We start from the raw sequence: 25,125 nt of genomic DNA on the forward strand, positions 1-25,125 counted from the left end.
AACAGCTTTTTTTCTATTCGGATTTTCTTATTGCATGATAGATATGGGCTAAGGAGAAACTTTATTATGAATCATACGGATATATTTCTGCCAGTAAAGAATAAAGTATCTTATTCTATATTTTTGGCATCAATTGCTCAGGTGCTTAAACTGAGTATCTGGCTAATGTTGATCTGGGTCCTGTACCAATTAATGTTGGATGCCAGTGTCTTCCCAGGACTGCCCATTCTCTCTCTGCTTGTGCTGAGCATTCTTTTTTATACGCTGAGAACTTATGCCCACGATAAATCTCACTATGCGGCATTTGAACTAGAAGAAATATTACGAACCAGGCTTATCAAAAAAATCAATCAATTGCCGATTGAAACGGTTAGAAACATGGGCAGTGGGAATCTTGTTAAAACATTAATTGATGATATTAAAGAATTACATGCTTTTGTGGCTGATGCTCCGCCTTTAAAAGCTGAGGCATTCGTTACCCCAATTTTTACCTTACTCGTTTTATTTATCTTTAATTGGGTCTTTGCAAGCATTGTATTTGCAATCACTTTAGTTACTTTTCTGCTGCTGAGTTTTATCATGAAAAAAGCTAAGCTTTTAAAGGAAAGCTATAACAATGCAACTATTCAAATCAACGGTAAAATCATTGAATATATTCAGGGAATGAGTGCAGTAAGAACATTTGATGCCGGGGAGGGGGCATTCGGTCAATATCAAAAAGCGCTGGAAAATTATAGTCAGGTGGTCTTTCATTGGTTGCAATCTATGCGATTGTCTACAAAAATTGCCCGCAGCCTTTTCTCTGCTATGCCGATGAGTATCATATTAGTTGTTGGATCGAGCATAGCCCAGCTAAATGACCAAATCTCTTTTATCACGACGTTCTGTTTTTTATTGCTGGCGATCGGTATTGCAGAAAGTGTTTATCCTGTGATGAGCCTGTTTCAGATATTACAAAAGTCAAAAGCAGCAATAGAAAGGATATTTGAAGTTGAAAATCTGCCAATTTTAAAGGCTCCCACCAACCCGCTATTACCTGACAATAATGAGATTATTTTTAAAAACGTTGGGTTTTCTTACCAGAATTCTGGCACTGTTTTATCCAATATCAATATCAAAATTCCTGAAAATTCATTTACTGTTCTTATAGGTACATCTGGTTCTGGCAAGACAACGCTGGCTAATCTCATTCCTCGCTTTCTTGATACAACCTCTGGAACGATAACTTTAGGTGGCGTGAATATAAAAGATATTGAATATGCTGAACTTATGTCGAGAATTTCATTTGTCTTTCAGGATAATTTTTTATTCTCGTGTTCGATCGCAGATAACATACGCTATGGGTTAAACGGTATCTCTGACGATGACGTTATTGAAGCCGCCAAAAAAGCTGAAATTCACGACTTCATTCTGACACTTCCTGAACAGTATAACACTCTGGCAGGAGAAAGAGGGCAGCTATTATCAGGTGGTCAGAAACAGAGAATCACCATTGCCCGGGTTTTTCTGCAAAATCGACCAATCGTTATTTTAGATGAACCGACGGCTTTTTCTGATGCCCGAAATGAAGCTTTGTTGTTAAAAGCCTTTAACCGTTTAATTGATAGAAATAAAACTGTCATTATGGTAACTCACCGCTTATCGACGATTGTCAATGCCGACCAAATAATATTATTGGATAAAGGGATGATTAAAACTCATGGGACACATAATGATTTAATCAAAAATTCTAGTGACTATAAATTGTTGTGGCAAGAGTATAACAAAGCAAAAAGTTGGTCGATTCCAGTCAATAATTTGGCTGATGGAGAAAAGTGATGAAAGAGTATCTTAATACACACACACGCACAACAAAATCATTGCTGACAACGTATACTGGCTTAATTAATGCGGCAGGTAAGCAAAAGAAAATATTGATCCGCAGTCTGATTTATACTGTGATTTCCTCTTGTCTGTTTGGCATTTCGCTGGTTTTACTATATCCCTTATTTGCTGCGCTAGAAGCCAAAAATATTACTGCAACACTCACTCATTTAATTATTGTCGTTGTTCTACTGGCGGGTAGTTTTATTTTTAAGGTGCTTTGTGAACGCTATGATGCGGATGGTTATTCGACCTTAGCCGTTACCGAGCTAAGGGAAAAATTAGGCAATAAGTTACGTAATATTTCCTTAGATTATTTAAGTCAGTTTAGATCTGGCGAAATAAATCACCTTATGATGCAAAGCGTAAATGAAGCGGCAGTATTTACATTTATGCTACTCAATATCATCATTACCGGCGTGGTTATACCACTGTCAGCTGCAATTGCCTTGTTATTTTACAGCTGGCAACTTTCTTTGATGATGCTCTTGGTTTTTCCAATGGCAATTCCACTCTATCTGTGGCGCAGGAAGGCCTATCGTAGAGGTTTTAGCATTCTGGCAGAGGCCAATGCAAAATTAAAAGGTGAAGCTGTCGAGTTTGTACAAGGACTTGATGTATTAAAATCGACAGGTCAAACCGAAGAAAAGATGACAGAATTTGTTAAGGTGACAACAGATGTAGCAAATATACTGCGCATTGGCACGAAAAAAGGGGAAAAACCTAATTTAATTATAACCATCGTGATTCAAGCTGGTTTAATCCTTATCATCTCGTTAGGTGCGTATTTGGTGAATGCTGCAACCATTTCTTACCTCTTGCTAGCCTGCGTGTTATTAATCGTTGCCCGTTCCACAGATGTATTAAACTTTTTTGTACAAATGTCATCGATGCTTGAATCATTGGTTATAGGGTATGAAAAATTGCAGGAACTGTTGAATGCACCGTCATTACCTGAAAAAAAGGCAGAGATTATGCCTGAGCACTATAATATTGAATTTGAAAGAGTTAACTTTTCGTACCGGGGTCAGGACAAGTACGTACTTAAGAATATATCCCTTCATATCCCAGAAAAAGCATTAACCGCTCTGGTCGGTGCCAGTGGCTGCGGTAAGACTACAATAACCAAGCTTATTCTCCGGTTTGCTGATGTAATATCAGGCAGTATTAAAATTGGTGGTATCGATATACGAGATATGTCTCAGAGTCAGTTAATGAGTCTAGTCTCTGTCGTATTTCAGGATGTCTATTTGTTTCAGGATACCATTATTAATAACATCAGAATGGCAAAATTATCCGCTAGTGACGAGGAAGTCATCGAAGTTTGTAAACAAGCAAATTGCCACGAATTTATCCAGAATTTCCGCGACGGTTATCAAACACAACTGAATGATATTGGCAAAAGTCTCTCTGGTGGGGAAAGGCAGCGTATCTCTATTGCCAGAGCCATTTTGAAAAATGCACCTATTCTTATCCTCGATGAGCCAACTGCCGCTCTCGATACTGAGAATGAACTGGCAGTGCAAAAGGTGATTAATAAGCTCGTACAAGGGAAAACAGTATTAGTTATTGCCCATCGGCTTTCAACTATCATCGGAGCTAAGCAAATTGTAGTAATTGATAAAGGCGAAATAGTGGAAAGTGGTACTCATCAGCAGTTATTGCAACAAAATGGGATTTATAAGGAGTTTTGGCATCTCCAGCAAAATTAACCTCATCTGCTACCTTCTGCAAATTATGAAGTTATACAACTTAATGTTTTGCAATATTCTTAGTCGTTTGCTTATTGACTTTGAAATTGGGTAGTAAATTTTTAGAAAATTCCTTATTGTAAGTTTGATATGCAAAAGAGGATATTGTCTTTATCGTTTATTTGTTTGTTGATAATGGTTTTTCAGACCAGATTGGTTTATTTCTTATCTATCCGAGTATTCCTTCTTTTATTAACGTCTAGGTAAGAGCTCACAACGATCAAAAAACTATCTACGGTTAAAATTCCATGCGCATATTGAATTGATGATGAGTTTACCTTATCCATTCGCAGAGTAACTGAAGGCACTATGGTAGTGAAGATTTAAATATGACATGCTTTAAGGAAATATCAACGGAATATCGATGCTCTTTTAGTGTCTATATTAGAGAGTTTTAATAGCATATTTTTCTTTTTCGATTAGTGAGTAAAGTACATGCTTAATTTGCTCACCAGGATTGCTGGCATTTTGTAAGATCAGTCCTTCGGTGAGGGCTATAAATATTTGAGCTAAAGATTCATTAGGTAAAGAGGGTTGTACTCCTTCTGATTTGAAAACAGCGCATATGATTTCACCTAGCGATTTATTGTTTTCCCGTTGCAGTTGGTTGTAGTACTGTTTGAAGTTTTGATCTCTGCTGGCAATAAGCTGCATTTCTATGTCTAAAATAACACAAATGGTGTTATTTTTTATTTGATCAACATAGCTGTTTAATCCATTTATCGAGATGGTATTATTTTCATTATCAATAGCAAGCGCTGATTTTAAGCTTAACCTTTCTTCTGATTTAAGTTTTTCTGTGAGTTGTAGTAATAAATCGTATTTATTTTTAAAATTTGAGAAGAAAGCACCTTTTGAAAAACCTGCGCCTTCACTTATCGAGTTAATGCTTGTTTTATCAAAACCAAATTTAATAATTTGTTCTATTGCAGCTGCAAATAACATTTCTTTAGTTTCTTGCTGTTGCTGTGCTCTCGTTTTTCTTTGCATACTTTATATACTTCGCTACTTCATGTATTCCAAATATTTATACACTTTAAAACTGTTTTAAAAACGATAAATTATTTGATTAATAAATATTGCCATTTCTAAAAGATTAGAATAACATATATTTTTTGAGATACCAATTGGTATTTGAATTCTGTCTGGTATTTTACTTGTGCCGAACTAGGGCTATTTAATAAGGATTTTAGAAATGAACGTAGTGTTTGTAACAGGTGCAACAGGATTATTAGGCAGTAGTATTGTAAGAATTTTGATTGATCGCAATATTAAAGTAAAAGTATTGGCAAGGTCGGTAGAAAAAGCTAAAAAGCAATTTCATAGTCCTTTAGTTGAGATAATTGAGGGAGATATGTTAAACATAAAAGGCTTTACTGCGCATTTAAAAGGATGTGATGCTTTATTTCATTGTGCGGCTTTTTTTAGAGATAATTATAAAGGTGGCAAGCATTGGGATGAACTTTTTAATACGAACGTAAAGGGTACAGAACAAATATTAGAAGCAGCCTATGCAGCAGGAATCCGTAAGGCAGTTTATACCTCATCTATTGCAACTTTGTGTGGTAAAGAAGAGGAGTTAATTGATGAAACCATGCAACGCCCTGTAGAGGGTAGTGATAATTATTATAAAAGTAAAATTTTAGCAGAAGAAAAAGTTAAAGAGTTTTTAAGTAATCATCCTGATATGTTTATAACCATTGTATTACCTGGTTGGATGTACGGTCCTTTTGATATGGGACCAACTTCATCTGGGCAATTAGTATTAGATTATGTTGCTGGAAAAATGCCAGGTGTATTACCTGCAAGTTTTTCAGTCGTTGATGCTAGGGATGTTGCAGAACATCATATTGCTTCTTTAGAAAAAGGTAGAAGTGGTGAAAAGTATCTTGCAGCAGGGTGTTATATGGAAATGAAGGATATTTTTAAATTACTTGAAAAAAGCACGGGTGTAAAAATGCCAACTAAGCTTATCCCTTTATGGTTATTAAAGGCTATTGCAATGGGGCAGGAAATTTATCACGTATTTACACGTAAACCTATTTTATTAAGTTATTCGTCCGTGAATTTGATCGGAAATGAATACAAGCGCACACATTTTAGTCATGAAAAGAGCGCTAAGGAATTAGGCTGTCAATTTAGACCTTTAGATGAAACGTTTACAGATGTTGTCACTTGGTACAAAGAAAATAATTACATTTCTTAATAAATTATTAGGTACTATATTATTTCTGTTGGGTTCATCTCTCGTCTATTACCAATTTTGGGGCTGTATTAGGACCAGTTTGTACAAACCGTATGTCTTGCTTCACGGTTAATCAACCCTTACCAAATAGCGATGGTTACCCATTTACTTTTTCAGCAATCCTGGTATTGATATGCTTAATCCCGCTCTCTACAGGATTAAAAATAGCAATCGCTGGACATAATTAATCTTTGTCACGTTGAGGTTTGTAATAAAATGTCCCATAAAGAGATCAAAAACATCCCCAAACAGATTCAGAAATTATTTTTTACTTTTTTTAGTGTTTATTTATAAAATATACGTATAACCATTGGTATGCAACGCAAGTAGAAAAATATTGATAAAGCTTGCATCAGTAGATAACTGAGTTTTCAAACAGTCTGTGCCAAAAGCTGATTTTGTTGCAGTTGGGAAGAGTGTTAGATTTTTGTTACCAGTACTGTATCAGTGAAGCGCCTATCTCTGCTATCTGTTTATTTCGCTCATCCATAGTTGCACTGCTTCCAGTTAAGTAGATAATGACGATACGAGAAGGTTTTCCATCAGGTCCCAATACTGCGACAATACCACGAGAGCCCTGTTCACCTGCTCCCGTTTTATCAGCAATAAACCAACCCTTAGGAAGTACAGAGCGTAAAAGAGGATCGCCTACTTTATCTGCTTCCATCCAATTGATTAATTGCTGTTGAGAGCTTGCCGTAAGCGCCTTTCCTGTTAATAATGTAAATAATGTTTTTGACATCGCTTCAGGAGTGGTCGTATCACGTTCGTCTTCAGGTAAGGATTCATTCAACATTGGTTCCCAGCGATCGAGGCGGGTAGTCTGGTCATTTACTTTGCGCAAAAACTTGGTTAATTCTTTTGGCCCACCAATTGAAGACAATAGTAAGTTAGCAGCGGTATTATCACTCATTGTTATGGTAGCATTGCATAACTCAGCTACGGTCATACCCTCAGAGAGATGTTCTTTAGTAATCGGTGAGTATTCAATCAGGTCACTCTGGCGATAGCGTATGCGGCGATCAAGTTGCTCTAATCCTGAGTCAACACGTGACAACACTGCACTACAGAGTAAAACTTTAAAAGTACTCATCATCGGAAACCGTTCTTGGGATCGATAACCTTCAATGAGTAAACCATTACTGAAATCAAGTTGCGCATAGCCGACACGTGCATTAAGTTGACTCTCAATTTCTTTAATTTTATCTAGGGTCGTTGGTACAGCAAATGCTGGCAAACAAAGTGTAGAAAGTAAAAGAATAAGAAATATACGAAAATGTCGCATATAGACGCCCTGTTAAAGTTTGATTTTTATAGCTATATAATAGCATATTGAATGATGAACAACAAAAAAATAAACTAATAGTGATAACTGATTATTTTTAGCTATACTTGAATTTATAGTTCAATTAATGACATCTTAATTTTTGCTTCAAGTATGAAGGCAGCCTTAGGGCTGCTTTAGTATTTTAATGATATATTGGTGGTAAAATACAATGTATTTATTATTCACAAAATTTTAGCAACTCAACACTGTTTTTGCCTGATTAAGTCCTTTGAGAGATCATTAACAAAAAAAATTATACAAAATATTTTTATTTAAAAAGCAGAGGTTTGTTTAGCTCATGTAAATGATATTTAGTCTAAATAATATAAATTTGATAAGGATATACGAAATTCTTACGACAATGAAAATGTAACATTTACTAATGCGCTTCTGGATCGACTGGTTCATCATTGTGATATGGCTGAAACAGGCAATGATTCTTATCGGTTTAAAAATACTTCATAAATTAAAGATAGATAATATATTTATATGCCATTAAAAGTGGTTTATTTTCGCTCTAGCACTTTGGTATATTTTTACATTAACATTGATAACTACTCAGATTTTGCACACTTTAATCTACGTTTTATTTTGAACCGCACATGTATTTATGCTCAGGCTGGATGAAAACTAATAAATACTTTCGACTTAATGGGTATTTTATATGATCAACCATGTCATGACGTAGCAAGCAAATATGGCTTAATCCTTTGAAAATAAGTGATCGTAGAGCTTTTTAATTATTGTTAGCAATCGTAAAGTATCTATACAGAAAATTAAAAGCACTTTATATTACACGAGGTATATTGGCTCTGGATTTTTGGCTGGTGGTTTGTTTTTAATTTTACGCAATAAAGGTATTGCGCTGGATAAATTAAGCCTTATTCCACTCATGTCTTTGCCACTTAGCTTTAAAGTGTTATGGGCGCCGTTTATTGATAAATATTTAAAAACATCTTCAGGCCATTATCGGAACTGGCTGTTGATTGCGCAATTTTTGATGATATTGGGTTTATTTGCGATTGCTTTTATTGATCCGGTTAATAATTATTTATTAGTTTTGTTGGCCATTTTATTTTTTTCATTTATTATCCTCACGCAAGATTTGGCGTTGGCAAACTTAACCAGCAACATTTCTGAAGAGCATGAGAGAGGTCTTATTGCTAGTCTAGATGTTAGCGGTTTTATGTACGGCAATATTATCGGTGGGGCCATTGTGTTGGTGCTATATTCTTACACAAGCTGGAGTGTCTGTATAATTTTTCTCTCTGGGTTTTTGGCATTTTTATTTCCATGGAGGCAAATATGGTTTTTTAATGAGTATAAGTTCAGTAAAAACAGTCGTATTTCTGAGACTACTGACAAAAATTATTGGAAGAATATTGTTTCAGTCTGGGAGGGAAAGAAAAGCTGGTGTGCTTTGCTGGTTATTATCTCTTTTGGCAGTTCTCCCTCTTATAATCTGATGCCTCTAGCGCTGCTTGATAGCGGCTGGTCGTTAGCTAATACTGCCCTTTTGCTAAAATTATTCGGTACGATGATTTTGGTGATAACTATTTACGTTGGTATTCGTCAGCTTAGAAAATTGACCCGGAAACAAAGCTTGTCGTTTTCTATTATATTCCATGCTTGCTGTTTATTGTCATTTATCCCTATCTCGCTTGGTCATAATAATGCCTTGTTAGTTTATTTTTCATTTTTCCCGTACTTTGTTAGTTTGCAGTTTGTTCGTACCTGCCTATATACCATTATTTTGGATAATGCTGCCAGTAGTGTAGCACCGACTACAGCCGCCAATGCTCAGATGGCAATTTTGGGGGGGTTTGATTTAATCGTTACATCCTTAAGTTTTTATTTTGCTCAAAAGTGGGGATATTTTGTCATAATCACTGGTTCTGTTGCGATTGCTTTTTTTGCCGCATTTTTGGCAACCAGAGTCGTCCAAAATCAGTCCGATTAGCATTAACGCTATAGCTATTAAAACATTAAGTAACACGATGACATTCAATCAACAAAATTTTTCTATCAAAAAAATTATTTGAACCGTCCGTTACTTATTTGCAGCAATAAATTATTTAGCGTATTAGGAAATTTACTGAGCAAAAAGATGTGGCTAACTCTTATAACAAAAAAGAAGAGTCAGATAATATCTTTTCGACTTTAATCATTCCTGAAACGCCCGCAAGTATCGAATCCTATATTGATAATGTAAAAAATACTATCATTCCTATTTGGTCTCATTGAGCAAACCCAACGTATCCAGGGCATATGACCAGCCCCATGCCATCGTTAATTCCAGAAATGGGTCGATTAATTCAGACATTAAATCAAATTATAGTTAAGCTGGAAACCAGCAGAGGATTAACACTGCCAGAGCATCAGTTGCTTAAATTATTGCATAAGGCAGTATTTAACTATAATGATGATTTTTAAGCGGATATTAATCAGGGTTTTAGTATAACACCGAGGATTTTTACTAATAACCAGTTTGATTGCGATGCTTAATTTTTTTAAAACTAAGCTTGTTTATGCAAGCTCGAAATTATTTCTTAGCTTCTGCTAACCCATGTTAAATTCAAGCAGCCGGAATAGGGATATTGACAGCTATAACAGTGTTTTTTAGAGTAAAATTACACTTTATTGATGCTGATTACACTATAGATAAGCCGTGTTTGTTTGATTAAGTCAGTTTTGAAATTTACAGCAGCTATTTTGCTGAACTAGCAGTAAATTCACTTAACAGAAAATGTCCAACATGGTTTCTCAATGTATTAATTGATTTCTCAGGGGGAAGCAGACTATGACTAAAACAGAAATAACCAAAATAACAGAAATAACTGATTATCCCTTAATTCAAAAGCTGGCACAGGCATTGTGGCAGAGTGAAGATTATGGTCATGGGGTAGCCATTATGGTTGGGGCGGGCTTTAGCCGCAGTGCAGCTACAACACAGGATATCAATAAGAAAATGCCAGTTTGGGCAAATTTGGCTGAAAAAATTGTTCAAGAACTTGGAGAGGAGGAGCATACAGATGCTTTACGTCTGGCACAGATATATCAGGATTACTTTGGTAAGCAGACGCTATATGATTTATTGAAAAATGAAATTGATGATGAGATATGGCAGCCGGCAGAGCTTTATCAGCAGTTATTAACCTTACCCTGGACTGAAGTATTAACCACAAACTGGGATACATTGCTGGAGCGTGCGGCTAGAGATATACATGAACCTATCTATGATATTGTCAATAAACAGGAGGATTTAGCCTGTTGTTATTCTCCCCGGATTGTAAAATTACATGGCACAATTAATCTCAGTAGCGATTTGATTTTTACCCAGGAAGATTACCGTCATTATCCGCAGAAATACGGCATTTTTGTTAATTTTGTCCGGCAGGTGTTTTTAGAAAACGAATTATGTCTGATAGGCTTTTCTGGAGATGATCCGAATTTTCTCCAATGGATAGGCTGGGTAAGGGATAATCTTCAAAGCAATGCACGACGTATTTATCTGGTAGGAGCATTGAATTTATCTTTTGCTAAACGGAAGTATCTGGAAAGTTTAAATGTAGCTCCTATTGATTTATCTGAGCTTGTTGCCGATATCGATGATAGAGATTTAAAACATAAAACGGCAATTGAATTGTTTTTAACACAACTGTCAAACTTAGAGGTAAAGAAAGTCTGGGATTGGTTTCCTAAACAATTCGATGAAATTATTAAGCTTTATTCACGTAACCAAGGAGAAATAAAATTAGATGAAGCTCTTTCCGCTTTAAGAAAGGATAGAGAATCATATCCAGAATGGATTATTTGTCCTAATTTTTTAAGATTAAGTTTAATAGTACAAATATATAGATTCTGGTTTTTAATCCCTGATATTTATAGACAATGAGTAATCATTTTGTTACAGCTTGGTGAAAATTTTAAATATATGTTGAAATTAGACCATAAATATTTTGATCATGATAAATTCCATTTAAGTATTCAGCCTGTTTTAGAGTTCCTTCATAACTAAAACCGCATCGTTTAGCAACCGCATTACTTTTAGGATTATCCACTGAGCATTTAATAACAAATCGTTTAATTATTTTTTGTGATGCATAGTAATGAGTAAGTGCTTGAATTGCTTGTGTCATAACACCTTTACCTTCTGCTTGGCTATTGAGCCAATAACCAATATAGGCTGTCTTATTGTTTTTATCTATTCGATTGAAAGACAGTAAGCCGACAGGGTTATTATTTAGTAAAATTACATAAGTTTTGGTAATATCTTTTTGATGCTCGACTGAACAATTATCTAAAAAATTTGATGTGTCTGCTTCATTATTAACAAACTTAGGCCAAGCCATAAATTGACTAAAACTATCACGATTAACATCAATAATATTGTATAACTTAGTTGAGTATTGTCGATCTGATGGCACTAAATGAATATGTTCATTGACAAAGATACTTTGTTGATTGGTATTTGTCATTAATTATTCCTTTAAGAGAGTATAACCAATTCTGAGTTAATATAAATTGAAGTATATGTTAGAAACAAGTTACTTTATGAATTAGTGTGGAGATATGGAATAATTTTTTATTATGATATTCGTAAAAATATTCAAACCATGTTACTGGAAATATGTGACCCTGCTATGGATATTCTGAATCGAAGCCAGCAACCGATTACAGAGTTACAAAATATTCTGGAAGAAGCTAAAAATGATGCATTGCCAGAGGTACGTTTTGCCGAAACTGATGAATTTTATAAATTACGAATAAATTAATCTGCTAAACCATATTAATTAAAGTGCCAATGAATAAAATATTTAAATTTTAGTGCTTTATTTTCAGCTATAGAAATCAGACTTAATAAAAAAGGTTGCTATTTAGTAAAGTAGCAACCTTTTTTTAATCCTATTTACAGTAACACCCGCTCAATCCCTCCGTTACTGGCTTTCTGCACAAATTCATCCTGCCAGTTTTCGCCCAGTATATGTTTGGCCATTTCAATCACTACATAATCGGCCTTGATATTTGCATCATCAGTATAGCGACTCAAGCCTTGCAGGCAGGCGGGGCAGCTGGTAAGGATTTTTACCGGTTCGCCCTTAGGCAGCTTGGCTTTGCCTTTTTCGATTTCTTCCTGTTTGCGGAAGCGTACCTGTGTGGCGATATCCGGCCGGCTGACGGCAAACATGCCGGATTCACCGCAGCAGCGGTCTGACAGAGGTACGTTCTGCCCCATCAGCTCATTCACAACTTTTATCGGCTGTGTGGTTTTAATCGGGGTATGGCAGGGGTCGTGATACAGGTATTGCCGGCCTTTTACGCCGTTCAGTTTCAGGCCTTTTTCCAGCAGGTATTCATGAATATCGAGTATGCGGCAGCCGGGGAAAATTTTATCGAAGTGATAATCTTTGAGCTGGTCGTAACAGGTTCCGCAGCTTACAACTACGGTTTTGATATCCAGATAGTTCAGGGTATTGGCTACACGATGGAACAGTACGCGGTTGTCCATGGTGATTTTATCGCCTTTGTCTTTATTACCGTCGGCAGTTTGCGGGTAGCCGCAGCACAGATAGCCCGGCGGTAAGACGGTTTGGACGCCCACATGCCAGAGCATGGCCTGAGTAGCGAGACCTATCTGGCTGAACAGTCGCTCGGAGCCGCAGCCGGGAAAGTAGAAAACAGCTTCGGCTTCATCGCTGATCTGCGGATTGCGGATAATCGGTACGGTGGTGCTGTCTTCGATATTCAGCAGGGCACGGGCTGTTTTAATCGGTACGTGGCGCGGTAAAGGGCGGTTGATAAAATGTATTACCTGTTCGCGGATTTCCGGCTTGGCGGTGGTGGCACGCGGTGCGGTTTTCTGGCGCTTCAGCCAGCCAAGGCTAAAGTGCTTACCCATTTCATAGCCCCAGTTTTGCAGTCTGAAGCCGGCCTTAACGACGCCTGTACGCAGGGCTTTGATGGTTCTGGGGTCGGTGGCGTTAAGAAAGGCCATGCCCATGTAGACGGTGGGATTGAATTTCTTTTTACCGGCTTTGCGCAGGTAGTTGCGCATGGCTACGGTGACGTCGCCAAAGTCGATTTTTACCGGACAGGGTTTTATGCAGCGGTGGCACACGGTACAGTGATCGGCCACGCTGTTCAGTTCATCAAAATGTTTCAGGGAAACGCCGCGGCGGGTTTGCTCTTCGTACAGGAAGGCTTCGGTAAGCAGACCGACACCCAGAATTTTATTGCGCGGTGAGTACAGCAGGTTAGCGCGCGGTACATGGGTACTGCACACGGGTTTACATTTGCCGCAGCGCAGACAGTCTTTGATGGAGTGGGCAATTTTACCCAGCTCGGACTGTTCCATAATCAGGGATTCTACGCCCAGCAACTCAAAAGAGGGAGTATAGGCTTTGTCGAGGTTGGCACCGGGCATCAGTTTGCCGCGGTTAAAATGGCCGTGCGGGTCTACCTGCTGTTTGTAATCCCAGTAGGGCTGCATTTCTGCCTGTGTCAGGTAGTCGATTTTGGTAATGCCGATGCCGTGTTCACCGGAAATAACGCCATTAAGGCTGCGCGCCAGTGCCATGATGCGGTCTACGGCATGATGGGCAGTTTGCAGCATGTCGTAATCGTCGGAATTAACCGGTATGTTGGTATGGACATTGCCGTCACCGGCATGCATATGCAGGGCAACGAAGACACGGCCGCGGATGATATGGCGGTGAATTTCGTCGAGTTTTTCCAGTATCAGGGTATCGGTTTTGCCGCTGAATATTTCGGCCAGTGGCTGCATGATGTCGCGTTTAATGGATACGCGCAGATGAAAATCACGCATGGCGATAAAGCAGCTCTGGTCGCCAGCCGGTTCGTTGTCTTCAAGTTTTTGCGGAAACTGCTGCAGATAGTCGGCCAGTGGTGTGTCGAGATGGTTGAGCAGCCATGTCCAGCGGGTCTGAATGCCGGTGATGTAATCAAGGGCATGCTGTTTGCGAAAGCCGAGCAGCTCGGCGCTGGAAAGGTCGGTATCGAGTTTATCTACCGGCAATTTGGTTTGCAGATATTCGATGATGGCAGCGCACAGGGCAAGTTTGTTCTGAATCGACAGCTCAATGTTGATGCGTTCGATACCGTCGGAATAGCTGCCAAGCTGTTCAAGAGGGATAACAACGTCTTCATTGATTTTAAACGCATTGGTATGGCGGGCGATGGCGGCCGTACGTGAGCGGTCGAGCCAGAAAGTTTTGCGTGCTTCAGGGGTAACGGCGATAAAGCCTTCGCCGCAGCGGGCGTTGGCCAGCCGCACGATATGAGCTGCTGCTGCCTGTACTTCATTTTCATCATCTGAAACGATGTCGGCCAGTAATACCATTTTCGGGCGGCCTTTGCCAGCTGCTTTGGTGGCGTAGCCTACGGCGCGCACGTAGCGCCAGTCGAGATGCTCCAGTCCCGCCAGTTTGACGGTTTTATGGTTAAGCATGTAGTTGCGCACTTCGACGATAGACGGGGTGGCATTGGCTACGGTGCCGAAAAACTCCATACAGATGGTACGGGTGTATTTAGGCATGCGATGCAAAACGAAAGCAGCAGAGGTGATGATGCCATCCGTGCCTTCTTTCTGCACACCCGGTACGCCGGCAAGGAATTTATCGGTGACGTCTTTACCCAGACCCACTTTGCGGAAACGCTGCCCGGGTACTTCGAGACGCTCGGTTTTAAGGATGCTGTAGCCGTCGTTATCAAGGGTATGTATGTCAAATATGGCGGTGGTTTCGTCGTGGATTTTGCCGAAATTATGGCGTACACGTTCTATTTTCAGCCATTGCCCCTGAGGGTTGACCATTTTCCACCACGCCAGATTATCCAGAGTGGTGCCCCACAATACGGCTTTTTTACCGCCGGCATTCATGGCTACGTTGCCGCCGATACAGCAGGCATCGGCAGATGTCGGGTCTACGGCAAAAACCCAGCCGGCAGCACTGGCCGCTTCTTCTACACGGCGGGTAACTACTCCGGCACCGCAGGTAATTACCGGATAAGTGCCTTCCAGCCCGGGCAGTTGCTGTAAGGCAACCGGGCTGTACTGGTCGAGTTTTTCGGTATTGATTACGGCGCTCATGGCGTCCATCGGAATAGCACCACCGGTATAGCCGGTACCGCCGCCGCGCGGAATGATGGTGAGCTCCAGCTCAATTAAAGCGCGTACAAGCGGTGCAACTTCTTTTTCGTGATCCGGGTTGATAACTACAAAAGGGTATTCAACACGCCAGTCGGTAGCATCGGTAACGTGGCTGACGCGCGCCAGCCCGTCGAACATAATGTTGTCTTTGTGGGTGATTTTACGCAGGCGGTTGAATACCTGTTCGCGTTTGCTGCGGGTTTTGCCAAAGCTGCTGTCAAAATCGCTGATGGCCTGCTCTGTGCTTTTTATCAGCTGCCCGACCATCTGGTTGTTGTCGCGCCGTTTCTGAATTTCGCTGAGGCGGTGGCGCATTTCTTTAACCAGCGCCTGCTGGCGATGCTGGTGTTCGAGCAGGTCGTCAATCAGGTAAGGATTGCGGATAACTGCCCAGATATCTCCGAGTATTTCAAACAGCATTCGTGCTGAGCGGCCGGTTCGTCTTTGCTCGCGCAGCTGTTGCAATAAATCCCATGAATGGCTGCCGAGCAGACGTATGACTATTTCTCTGTCGGAATAAGAGGTGTAGTTATAGGGGATTTCGCGTATACGCTGACTGGCTTGTGTGCTCATTAAACGTGTTCCGTTCCGCTCTGCTGGCGTTAAATTGGTAAGGCTGTAAATTGGTTATTTTAACTGTTTACTTTACTTTTCGCAGTTTTGTCTGATAACAATTTAGGTGAAAACAGTGGTAATGGCAATGGAAAAATCTGCTGGTTTGATGGTATTTTGTTTCATGTACCCGTTTTTAAAGGTGCATTTTATTATTTGGCCGGATGCTTTCCGGCTTTTGGGTACTTACAGTTTAAATGCAGAATGATTGATTGGCATGTAAGTCTGTAAAGATGCTTTTATTGAGAGAGGTAAGTTAATTTACAGATTCAACGGGGATAACCGGTTTTTTATATCCGGGATTGTAAGGTCCGAAGACTATGCCATTAGTTTCCTCAGCTGACAGTAAACCGGTATCTACTGCACCGGCAACGATATAAGCTTTATCGGAGACTTTATTTGAAATCTGTGTAATCACGGCATTGACTATCAGTGAAAAAATATCATTGTTGCTATTATTACTGGAATCTATGGTGATATTTTTTTCTCCGCTCCAGATAATCGAACCGTTTTTAGCATCTATCAGTTTGGCTTCTACGGTAACTGTGGTAACGCTGCTGATTACTTTGTATTTTGTGCCATAGTCTTTTATGTTTAAGTACAGGATGGCATCAGGATTGTAAATCTGTCTGATTTTATTTATGTCTATTGCCTGAATTTCAGCTCCATCATTCAGGCCATTGTCTTTAAATGTTTCATTAACCAGAGCTACAGGAAAAACATAATAACCTGATTCAGCTAATGGTTGTGTTGTCTGAGCCAATACAGCATATGGTGCTTTTGTATCAACTGAGGAGCTGGTGGGCAGTAATACCAGAATAGAATGCGGATCACTTTGCCGGAATTTGCTGTAATCATGCGGCTGCGGCTGGTAATGAGAGGTGGTACAGGCGTAAAGTAAAGTAGTAACCGCCAGAGAAAGCAGTAATTTGAAAAAGCGCATTATGATTTATCTTTGTCAATATTTTTTAACAGGAAGTTCATATAAGTTGCTGATTCGGGAAAAGCGGCTTTTTCTTTTTCAAACTGAGCTTTAGCACCGGCGCGGTTGCCGGCCTGTGCATACAGCATCCCCAGATGTGCATGGGCTCCCGGTGCCGGCTTACTGTGATGATTGGCGGCATCAATAAAATATTTTTCCATACCGGCAATCTGTTCTTCCAGTGAGGTTTTACCGTCCAGTGCCTGATATTGCAGTTTGTGATAATCACCCCAGTAGTAAAGTGTGGCAGACTGACTCTGATGAGCGCATACAGCCAGTATCAGGGTCGCGATGGCGGTTGTTATTATTTTTTTCATTTCGGATTTGATGTGTGCAGAAAGGTTTTATGTTAAGGTTGAGGATTCCATTGTCCTGATTCAATGCCATTAACCAGATTGTTTACTGCTTCTCGAATGGCTAAATCAAGCACTTTTCCGTTAAGGGTTCCGTCATAGCTGGCATAGCCGCCGGTACCGAGTATTTCGCGTGTGGAAAGTTTGAATTCTCCGGCACCCTGACTTGAATAAACGATTTCTGCTGTTTGCACATCAATGATGTTAAGGGTAACTTTGGCATAGGCTACCTGAGTTTTTCCCTGACCAAGAATGCCGAATAATTGTTCATCACCTATAGTTTTACGTCCGAATTCTGAAATATCACCAGTTACAATGTAGCGCGCGCCCTTGAGCTTTTGTTGCATACCATTGATATTGGCTTCATTACGGATTTCATCCAGATTAGTACGATCCAGAACAATAAAACGACCTGTTTGCTGTAAATCAGTCATCAGAATGGTTTTCGCCTGACTGGTAAGCTGATTATTGCTGTTGCTGAAAATACCGCCGCCCAGATTACCACGGCTGTCAAACTTCCCTACAGCCAGCTGAGTTTTTATGCCGTTGTATGCTTGCTGATAAGTGGTTACTTTGGGAGTGTTGATTACTTGTGATGTTTCTGTTGCACAAGCGGATAGCAGGCTGGCACTCAGCAGGGTAAGATAAATTTTTTTCATATTGAGCTGCATATATTATTTCTTCAGCTTGTATCTGGGAAAATATTGATGTTAAAAGATATTATTAGTATTTTCAATTAAATATAATTTATATCCGTTCAGGATACAGAGTATCAGAATTTTTCCTGCGGGCTTAAATAACGCCATTGCCCCGGTGGCAGGGCACCCAGTTTGATTTTACCCATGCGTACCCGTTTCAGACCGGTTACACGTAAGCCTACCAGTTCACACATGCGCCTGATTTGGCGTTTTTTACCTTGTTTAAGTATAAAGCGCAGCTGATCCTGATTTTGCCAGCTGACTTTAGCCGGCCGCAGTTTTTCACCGTCAAGACTTAATCCGTGGTTCAGCAGCGCCAGACCGCTTTCACTCAGTTTGCCGGTTACGCGTACGAGATACTCTTTTTCGATACCACTGTGTTCACCGATCAGCTGTTTGGCAATACGCCCGTCCTGAGTAAGTACCAGCAAGCCTACTGAATCGATATCCAGACGGCCGGCCGGCGCCAGATGGCGTGTATGCTCCGGCTGAAACTGAATCCGGCTTTTGTCTTCCTGCCAGTGGTTGGCTTCGGTAATCAGCTCAACGGCCGCACGATAACCTTTTTCCGGTTGCGCGCTGACAAAGCCTACTGGTTTATTCAGTAGAATGGTAACGCGTTCGGCTTGCTGACGGTGCGCCTGCCGGTCGAGGTCGATGCGATCACTATTAAAAACTTTTTGTCCAAGTACGGCAGTTTTACCATTAACTTTTACCCAGCCCTTTTCAATATAGTTGTCTGCTTCACGGCGTGAGCATAAACCCAGTTGCGCCATGCGCTTTGACAGACGCTGAGCTTCGTTTTGTTCTGTAGTTGTCATGCTATATGCTCTTTTTGTCGATTAGAACCGGCTACCATATCCAGCAGGAACAGGCGGCAATCCAGATTACCGTTAAACAATGGGATTTTACGTTTTGGCGACAGACGCATCAGTTTGGGCATATCACGGTCGGCGCTGAACATACCGATCAGCCAGCCGGCAAAATGTTGTTTCAGCCAGCTGCCTAATTGGGGATATAAAGCATGTAAAAGCTGAATTTCAGAAAGGCGGACACCATAAGGCGGATTGCTTATCATGATGCCGTTTTTTCCGTTCGGACGGGTATCCAGAGCATCAGTTACCTGCCATTGAATATATTGCTCCATACCGGCATAGCGGGCGTTGTCCTGAGCCAGTCTGATTAGCCTGCTATCAATATCTGCTCCGAAAATCGGTGCAGATGGTTGGTGTATGGCTGCCTGAGCAGCGCGACGCAGCTGCTGCCATAAATTATCATTATAATTATTCAGCTTTTCAAAACCGAAAGCACGTTCTAGCCCGGGTGCTGTGCCGGTGGCAATCAGTGCGGCTTCAATGGCAAGGGTACCACTGCCGCAAAAAGGATCCATGAAGGGCTGGCTGCCGTTATAGCCGGCCAGTAACAGTAAACCGGCTGCCAGATTTTCACGTAATGGTGCTTCACCGGTGTCACTGCGGTAGCCTCGTTTAAATAAGGCTTCACCACTGCTGTCCAGATAAACAGATATTTCGTTTTTCTCAATAAAGACATGAATGCGGATATCCGGACGAAATTTTTCTATACTGGGGCGGCGGCCGGTTTTATCACGAAATACATCGCAGATAGCATCTTTTACTTTGAGGGCAGCAAAATTAAGGCTGTTGATTTGTGCCTGTTTGCCTTCAATATGAATTTTGAAATTTTTATCTATGTCAAACCATTCAGGCCAGCAGATTTTCCGGGCCAGTTGATAAATTTCGTTTTCGTTGCGAAAGTGGCCGGTAGTCAGACGGATAAGTACCCGGCTGGCTACACGGCTGTGCAGATTAATTTTGTATACGCTGGCTAAATCACCTGTAAGTGCGATACCGCCGTCACGATTATGAATCTGCTCACAGCCCAGGGTAACCAGTTCCTGATTTAATATGGTTTCCAGCCCGCGCGGACAGCTTACGAAAAGAGAATATGAATTCATGCAGTACTTTATTTAAAGAAGATAGGACATGCTAAATTGGTTTGCGCATGTATAAATAGTATGATTGTAATATTGAAGTTTATGTGCTGACTATTGTTTATGTTTTCGGGTTTGCAAATTTGAGTGATTAAGCGTGAAGATAACCTTAAGATGAAAAGGGACAAGAAGTCTGTATATGTCTAATTAATCGGGGATAAATACCATGTTTATTTTTAAGCTGCATTATTTGAAGTCGATAGAAGAAGTAGAAAAATATTTGCCTGCTCATCTGAATTATTTGCAGGAACACTATGATAGTGGTGATTTTATTGCTTCCGGCCGGCAGGTACCGCGCATCGGCGGAGTTATTCTGTGCCGGGCGGCCAGTAAAGAATCGGCGCAGTCTATTATGGTTAAAGATCCGTTTTACATTCATCAGATTGCCGAATATGAACTGATTGAATTTATACCAACAAAATATGCATCAGGTTTTGAAGCGTTTATTTAAAAAACATTTTCAGAATGATGTTTACTTGTTTTTTGTGTTACAGGCAGATAAACGGTAAATCATCATTATACTGACGCTCAAATAGTATTACTGGTTTTATTAACCTGATGTGTAAACAATTTTATGATTTAAGATTACTTTTTTCATGGTCAATCAGCCATTTTTTACGTTCCAGCCCACCGCCGTAGCCGGTTAATTTACCATTGGAGCCAATTACTCTGTGACAGGGGATAATAATAGCAATACGATTGAAACCATTGGCATTGGCTACAGCTCGGACTGCCTGAGGATTATGCATTTTTTCTGCCTGTTGTTTATAGGTAGTGAGTTCTCCGTAGGGGATCTGTTTGAGACAATTCCAGACAGCCTGTTGAAAATCAGTGCCGGGAGTATGTAGTGGAATAGAAAAATATTTTCGTTTTCCTTCAAAATATTCCTTAATTTGAATTCTGGTCTGAATGATATGTTCATTTTCACCAAAAATAATTGTGGCATTCAGTAATTGCTGTAATTGTTTAAACTCTGTTTCTAACATCCGCCGGTCGACAAATTCCAGCAAACAGACTCCCTGTTGCGTGGTGCAGACAAACATTGGACCTATAGGCGTGGTCAGCCGGTTAATAAGTATGATATTGTTGTTTAAATGGCTGGATGGTGAGTTTTTAGCAATTTTTTTATAGATATAGCCAAAGCCGCTTAATGATCCATAACCATTATCGAAAGCGACATCTATTATTTTTTTACCGGTTTTCAATTCCTGATATGCCTGATTAATCCGGTACATTCTCTGATATGCCTGAAAAGTAATTCCATAATTTTTTTTAAACCAGCGGCGAACAATTTCCGGACTGATTTCATGTTCTCTTAATACGGAATCAGAAATTTTTATCTTCGGATTCTGAGTAATCATTTTTATGGCATTAATAATCTGTTCGGGTGCCTCATTGGCATTTTCAGTCGGACGGCAAATTTTACATGGGCGGTAACCTGCATTCAGAGCTTCTTTGACTGTATAAAAAAATTCTGTGTTTTCTAATTTAGGCTTTTTTGCTCTGCATGTTGCGATACAAAATATTGAGGTGGTTTTCACACCTGCATAAAAAATACCAACATAACTTTGATCTTTTGTGAGTAAGGCCTGATAGTATTTTTTGATTTCATTTATCTCTGTAACTGGCATTTAAAATATACTTTCCTGTATTTTGTGAACACTGTAAACCAATTCATCTGCCTGCAATGGTGTAGTTAAATTACTTTTTTTGCATAATTTCATTAGGCTTATTTAAAGTTAAAAGATTATGTAATTAGGTTCTGGAATGAGCATAGCTAAATTTGCTCCGATGTAGTTTCTGTTGATGTAGCAGTAAATAAAAAGATATTAAAAATTAATGCTGACAATAACAACCGAAAAATGGATAACTATTTTTATAATTTGAATTATTAGATTGTATGATTTAATCTCTTTGTAATTTAAAATAAAAATATTGTGAAAATAATATAAATCGGTTTTGCAAAATGAGTAATGAAAAGATGGAAACAAAAAAATCAGATAAGTTTTTAAGTACTCTGGAAGCAGCTCAAAAAGGAGATGCGGATGCACAATTTGCTCTGGGTCTTATGTATGAGGATGGAAAAGGAACAGAGCAAAATTATGTAGCTGCCTATAAATACTATAAACTTGCTGCAGACCAGGGAAATATTGATGCACAAGTCAATTTAGGTCTTTTATATGCGTATGGTAATGGCGTAGAACAGAATTATGAAAAGGCAGCTGAATATTATGCAGCTGCAGCTGCGAAGGGAGATGCTATTGCCCAGTATAATTTAGGTCTATTGTATGAAAATGGTGATGGTGTAGAAAAGAATTATGCAAAAGCATTTGAATGTTATGCAGCTGCGGCTAAGCAGGGAGATGCTATTGCTCAGTATAACTTAGGTGATTTGTATTATTTCGGTAAAGGTACAGAACAGAATTACACTAAAAGCTTTGAATATTTTCAGTTAGCTGCGCAACAAGGTAATAGTGATGCACAATTTTCTCTTGGTCTTATGTATGAGGATGGAAAAGGAACGGAGCAAAATTATACAGAGGCATATAAATACTATAAGCTGGCTGCCGAACAGGGAAATATCGATGCACAAGTCAATTTAGGTAATTTATATTGCTTTGGAAAAGGAGTAGAGCAAAATTACACTAAAAGCTTTGAATACTATCAGTTAGCCGCGCAACAGGAAGATGCTACTGCTCAGCGTTATTTAGGTAATTTATATTACTTTGGAAAAGGAGTAGAACAAAATTACACTAAAAGCTTTGAATATTATAAATTAGCCGCGCAACAAGGTGATAGTGAAGCACTATACACTTTAGGATATATTTATGACGTTGGAGAGGTAATTGCTCAGGATTATGCAGAGGCACATAAATATTTTAAGCAGGCTGCCCGGCTCGGAAATATTAGTGCACTATTGAGTTTAGGTATTCTATATGAATATGGTCAAGGTGTAGAGCAGAATTATGAAAAGGCAGCAGAGTATTATTCAGCTGCAGCTGCACAGGGAGATGCTGCTGCCCAATTTAATTTGGGTGTATGCTATGAAAAGGGCGAGGGTGTAGATCAGAGCTATGAAAAGGCAGTTGAATATTATTCAGCTGCAGCTGAACAGGGAGATGCTGCTGCCCAATGTAATTTAGGTAGATTGTATGAAAATGGTGATGGTGTTGAGCAGAATTATGAAAAGGCGGTTGAGTATTATTTGGCTGCAGCTGCACAGGGAAATGCTGCTGCCCAATTTAATTTGGGTGTATGCTATGAAACGGTCGATAGTGTAGAGCAGAATTATGAAAAGGCAGCAGAGTATTATTCAGCTGCTGCAGCACAGGGACATGCAAATGCTCAGTGTAATTTAGGTGTATTGTATGAAAATGGCGAGGGTGTAGATCAGAGCTGTGAAAAGGCATTTGAATATTATTCAGCTGCAGCTGAACTGGGACATGCTGCTGCCCAGTGTAATTTAGGTAGATTGTATGAAAATGGCGAGGGTGTAGAGCAGAATTATGAAAAGGCGGTTGAATATTATGCAGCTGCAGCTGAACAGGGATATGCTAATGCCCAGTGTAATTTAGGTATATTGTATGAAAATGGTGATGGTGTAGAGCAGAATTATGAAAAGGCAGCAGAGTATTATTCAGCTGCAGCTGAACAGGGACATGCAAATGCTCAGTGTAATTTAGGTGTATTGTATGAAACGGGCGATGGTGTAGATCAGAGCTGTGAAAAGGCGGTTGAATATTATTCGGCTGCAGCTGAACAGGGAGATGCTGTTGCCCAGTGTAATTTAGGTAGATTATATGAAAATGGTTATGGTGTAGAGCAGAATTATGAAAAAGCGGCTGAGTATTATAAATTAGCTGCGCAACAGGGGGATAGTAATGCCCAATTTAATTTAGGTTTATACTATGAAAAGGGCGATGGTGTAGATCAGAGCTATGAAAGGGCGGCAGAATATTATTCAGCTGCAGCAGCACAGGGACATGCTGCTGCCCAATGTAATTTAGGATTTTTATATCACAACGGCGATGGTGTAGAGCAGAATTATGAAAAGGCAGCAGAGTATTATTCGGCCGCAGCAGAACAGGGAGATGCTGCTGCCCAGTGTAATTTAGGTATATTGTATGAAGATGGTTATGGTGTAGAACAGAATTATGAAAAGGCAGCAGAGTATTATTCAGCTTCAGCTGAACAGGGATGTGCTGCTGGTCAGAGTAATTTAGGCATATTGTATAAAGATGGCTATGGTGTAGAGCAGAATTATGAAAAGGCAGCAGAGTATTATTCAGCTGCAGCAGCACAGGGATATGCTTCTGCCCAATATAATTTAGGCATATTGTATGAAGATGGCTATGGTGGAGAGCAGAATTATGAAAAGGCAGCAGAGTATTATTCAGCTGCAGCAGCACAGGGAAATGCAAATGCTCAGTGTAATTTAGGTGTATTGTATGAAAATGGCGATGGTGTAGAGCAGAATTATGAAAAGGCAGCAGAGTATTATTTAGCAGCTGCTACACAGGGACATGCTGTTGCCCAGAGTAATTTAGGTAATTTATATTGCTATGGTAGAGGTGTAGAAAAAAATTACAACAAAAGTTTTGAATATCATCAGTTAGCTGCGCAACAAGACTATAGTGAATCACAATATCAACTAGGTTTGATGTATTGTAAAGATCTTGGAGTAAAACTGAGTAAGATTAATGCTTATAAATATTATTTACAAGCATCTACGCAAAAGCATGTTAATGCCGAGAATGAACTGGGATGCATGTATGCTGAAGGTAAGGGAATAAAACAAAATTTTAAAATAGCAAGGGATTATTTTTATTCAGCCGCCAGAAAAGGACATAGAGGAGCACTAAATAAGTTAGGACTTATGTTTCTCTCAGGAAATGGTGTACGGCAGAATTATATGAAAGCAGTATATTACTTTTGTTTGGCAGCAAAACGGGGTGAAACAGAGGCATGGCACAATTTAGGAATAATGTATGCCGATGGTCAGGGTGTGAAAAAAAATAAACGCTTTGGCCAGCAACTGATCAAAAGAAGCGCTGTATACAAAAAAACGGGGACACGTAGATTTTATCAGTGATTAATCTAAAACTGATGGAAGAAA

General features: G+C 39.7%; 18 protein-coding genes and 1 pseudogene. 9 read left to right on the forward strand and 10 right to left on the reverse strand.

The window, feature by feature from the left end; translation table 11 throughout:
• Positions 1–66 precede the first annotated feature (66 nt).
• Together H3V00_RS05035 and H3V00_RS05040 are read left to right on the forward strand one after the other, a co-directional pair.
• Positions 67–1,818, forward strand: coding sequence for an ABC transporter ATP-binding protein (locus H3V00_RS05035; RefSeq protein ID WP_198206898.1), 1,752 nt, complete (start codon positions 67–69; stop codon positions 1,816–1,818).
• Positions 1,818–3,575 carry an ABC transporter ATP-binding protein gene (locus H3V00_RS05040; protein ID WP_198206897.1) on the forward strand — a complete coding sequence of 586 codons (1,758 nt, stop codon included), beginning with the start codon at positions 1,818–1,820 and terminating at the stop codon, positions 3,573–3,575. The genes H3V00_RS05035 and H3V00_RS05040 overlap by 1 nt, the downstream gene beginning before the upstream one ends.
• A 423-nt stretch (positions 3,576–3,998) precedes the next feature.
• Here H3V00_RS05040 and H3V00_RS05045 read toward each other — a convergent pair whose 3' ends face one another.
• Entirely contained in the window at positions 3,999–4,604 is a 606-nt protein-coding gene (locus tag H3V00_RS05045) for a TetR/AcrR family transcriptional regulator (RefSeq protein WP_025331106.1), read from the reverse strand.
• Between the two features lie 205 nt (positions 4,605–4,809).
• Between H3V00_RS05045 and H3V00_RS05050 the strand changes: the two genes are divergently transcribed.
• Positions 4,810–5,820, forward strand: coding sequence for an SDR family oxidoreductase (locus tag H3V00_RS05050; protein WP_100126227.1), 1,011 nt, complete (start codon positions 4,810–4,812; stop codon positions 5,818–5,820).
• Positions 5,821–6,289: 469 nt separating this feature from the next.
• On the opposite strand, the gene bla is transcribed toward H3V00_RS05050, so the two are convergent.
• Complete coding sequence (bla, locus tag H3V00_RS05055; protein WP_198186259.1) at positions 6,290–7,144, reverse strand: class A beta-lactamase; 855 nt, start codon at positions 7,142–7,144, stop codon at positions 6,290–6,292.
• Positions 7,145–7,564: 420 nt separating this feature from the next.
• Here bla and H3V00_RS05060 point away from each other — a divergent pair.
• From H3V00_RS05060 to H3V00_RS05070, 3 genes and pseudogenes are all read left to right on the forward strand, one after another.
• Positions 7,565–7,651: pseudogene (locus tag H3V00_RS05060) on the forward strand (ATP-binding protein); the annotation flags it as partial.
• Positions 7,652–8,006: 355 nt separating this feature from the next.
• Positions 8,007–9,146, forward strand: a complete 1,140-nt coding sequence (locus H3V00_RS05065; protein ID WP_198186258.1) for an MFS transporter — start codon at positions 8,007–8,009, stop codon at positions 9,144–9,146.
• Between the two features lie 840 nt (positions 9,147–9,986).
• On the forward strand, positions 9,987–11,081 hold the full coding sequence (locus tag H3V00_RS05070) for an SIR2 family protein (RefSeq protein WP_198206896.1): 1,095 nt from the start codon (positions 9,987–9,989) through the stop codon (positions 11,079–11,081).
• Between the two features lie 31 nt (positions 11,082–11,112).
• On the opposite strand, the gene rimL is transcribed toward H3V00_RS05070, so the two are convergent.
• The gene (gene rimL, locus H3V00_RS05075; protein WP_086309040.1) at positions 11,113–11,664 is read right to left on the reverse strand and encodes a 50S ribosomal protein L7/L12-serine acetyltransferase; all 552 of its coding nucleotides are present in this window, start codon (positions 11,662–11,664) and stop codon (positions 11,113–11,115) included.
• A gap of 138 nt (positions 11,665–11,802) precedes the next feature.
• Here rimL and H3V00_RS05080 point away from each other — a divergent pair, with 138 nt between their 5' ends.
• Positions 11,803–11,961 (forward strand): hypothetical protein, encoded by a 159-nt coding sequence (locus tag H3V00_RS05080; protein ID WP_174833757.1) that lies wholly within the window; start codon positions 11,803–11,805, stop codon positions 11,959–11,961.
• A gap of 134 nt (positions 11,962–12,095) precedes the next feature.
• Here the strand turns inward: H3V00_RS05080 and H3V00_RS05085 are convergent, their stop codons facing one another.
• From H3V00_RS05085 to H3V00_RS05110, 6 genes are all read right to left on the reverse strand, one after another.
• Positions 12,096–15,926: a DUF3683 domain-containing protein gene (locus H3V00_RS05085; protein ID WP_198206895.1), complete on the reverse strand. Its 3,831-nt coding sequence runs from the start codon at positions 15,924–15,926 to the stop codon at positions 12,096–12,098.
• A gap of 295 nt (positions 15,927–16,221) precedes the next feature.
• A complete protein-coding gene (locus tag H3V00_RS05090; RefSeq protein WP_198206894.1) occupies positions 16,222–16,908 on the reverse strand; it encodes a GNA1162 family protein in 687 nt (228 codons plus the stop codon).
• Positions 16,908–17,264 (reverse strand): DUF4810 domain-containing protein, encoded by a 357-nt coding sequence (locus H3V00_RS05095; RefSeq protein ID WP_037390975.1) that lies wholly within the window; start codon positions 17,262–17,264, stop codon positions 16,908–16,910. The genes H3V00_RS05090 and H3V00_RS05095 overlap by 1 nt, the downstream gene beginning before the upstream one ends.
• Positions 17,265–17,296: 32 nt before the next feature.
• Positions 17,297–17,959 (reverse strand): CsgG/HfaB family protein, encoded by a 663-nt coding sequence (locus H3V00_RS05100; protein ID WP_198206893.1) that lies wholly within the window; start codon positions 17,957–17,959, stop codon positions 17,297–17,299.
• Positions 17,960–18,072: 113 nt separating this feature from the next.
• Entirely contained in the window at positions 18,073–18,819 is a 747-nt protein-coding gene (locus H3V00_RS05105) for a pseudouridine synthase (protein WP_198206892.1), read from the reverse strand.
• Entirely contained in the window at positions 18,816–19,973 is a 1,158-nt protein-coding gene (locus H3V00_RS05110) for a class I SAM-dependent RNA methyltransferase (RefSeq protein ID WP_198206891.1), read from the reverse strand. Before H3V00_RS05110 ends, H3V00_RS05105 begins: the two co-directional genes overlap by 4 nt.
• Positions 19,974–20,175: 202 nt before the next feature.
• Between H3V00_RS05110 and H3V00_RS05115 the strand changes: the two genes are divergently transcribed.
• Positions 20,176–20,460: a YciI family protein gene (locus H3V00_RS05115; protein ID WP_037391720.1), complete on the forward strand. Its 285-nt coding sequence runs from the start codon at positions 20,176–20,178 to the stop codon at positions 20,458–20,460.
• Positions 20,461–20,581: 121 nt separating this feature from the next.
• Here the strand turns inward: H3V00_RS05115 and H3V00_RS05120 are convergent, their stop codons facing one another.
• A complete protein-coding gene (locus H3V00_RS05120) occupies positions 20,582–21,640 on the reverse strand; it encodes a bifunctional transcriptional activator/DNA repair enzyme AdaA (protein WP_198206890.1) in 1,059 nt (352 codons plus the stop codon).
• 335 nt (positions 21,641–21,975) lie between these two features.
• Between H3V00_RS05120 and H3V00_RS05125 the strand changes: the two genes are divergently transcribed.
• Positions 21,976–25,101 carry an SEL1-like repeat protein gene (locus H3V00_RS05125; RefSeq protein WP_198231792.1) on the forward strand — a complete coding sequence of 1,042 codons (3,126 nt, stop codon included), beginning with the start codon at positions 21,976–21,978 and terminating at the stop codon, positions 25,099–25,101.
• Positions 25,102–25,125 lie beyond the last annotated feature (24 nt).

The sequence above is a fragment of the Snodgrassella sp. W6238H11 genome, assembly GCF_016100525.1.
In the GTDB taxonomy this organism is placed as follows: Bacteria; Pseudomonadota; Gammaproteobacteria; order Burkholderiales; family Neisseriaceae; genus Snodgrassella; species Snodgrassella alvi.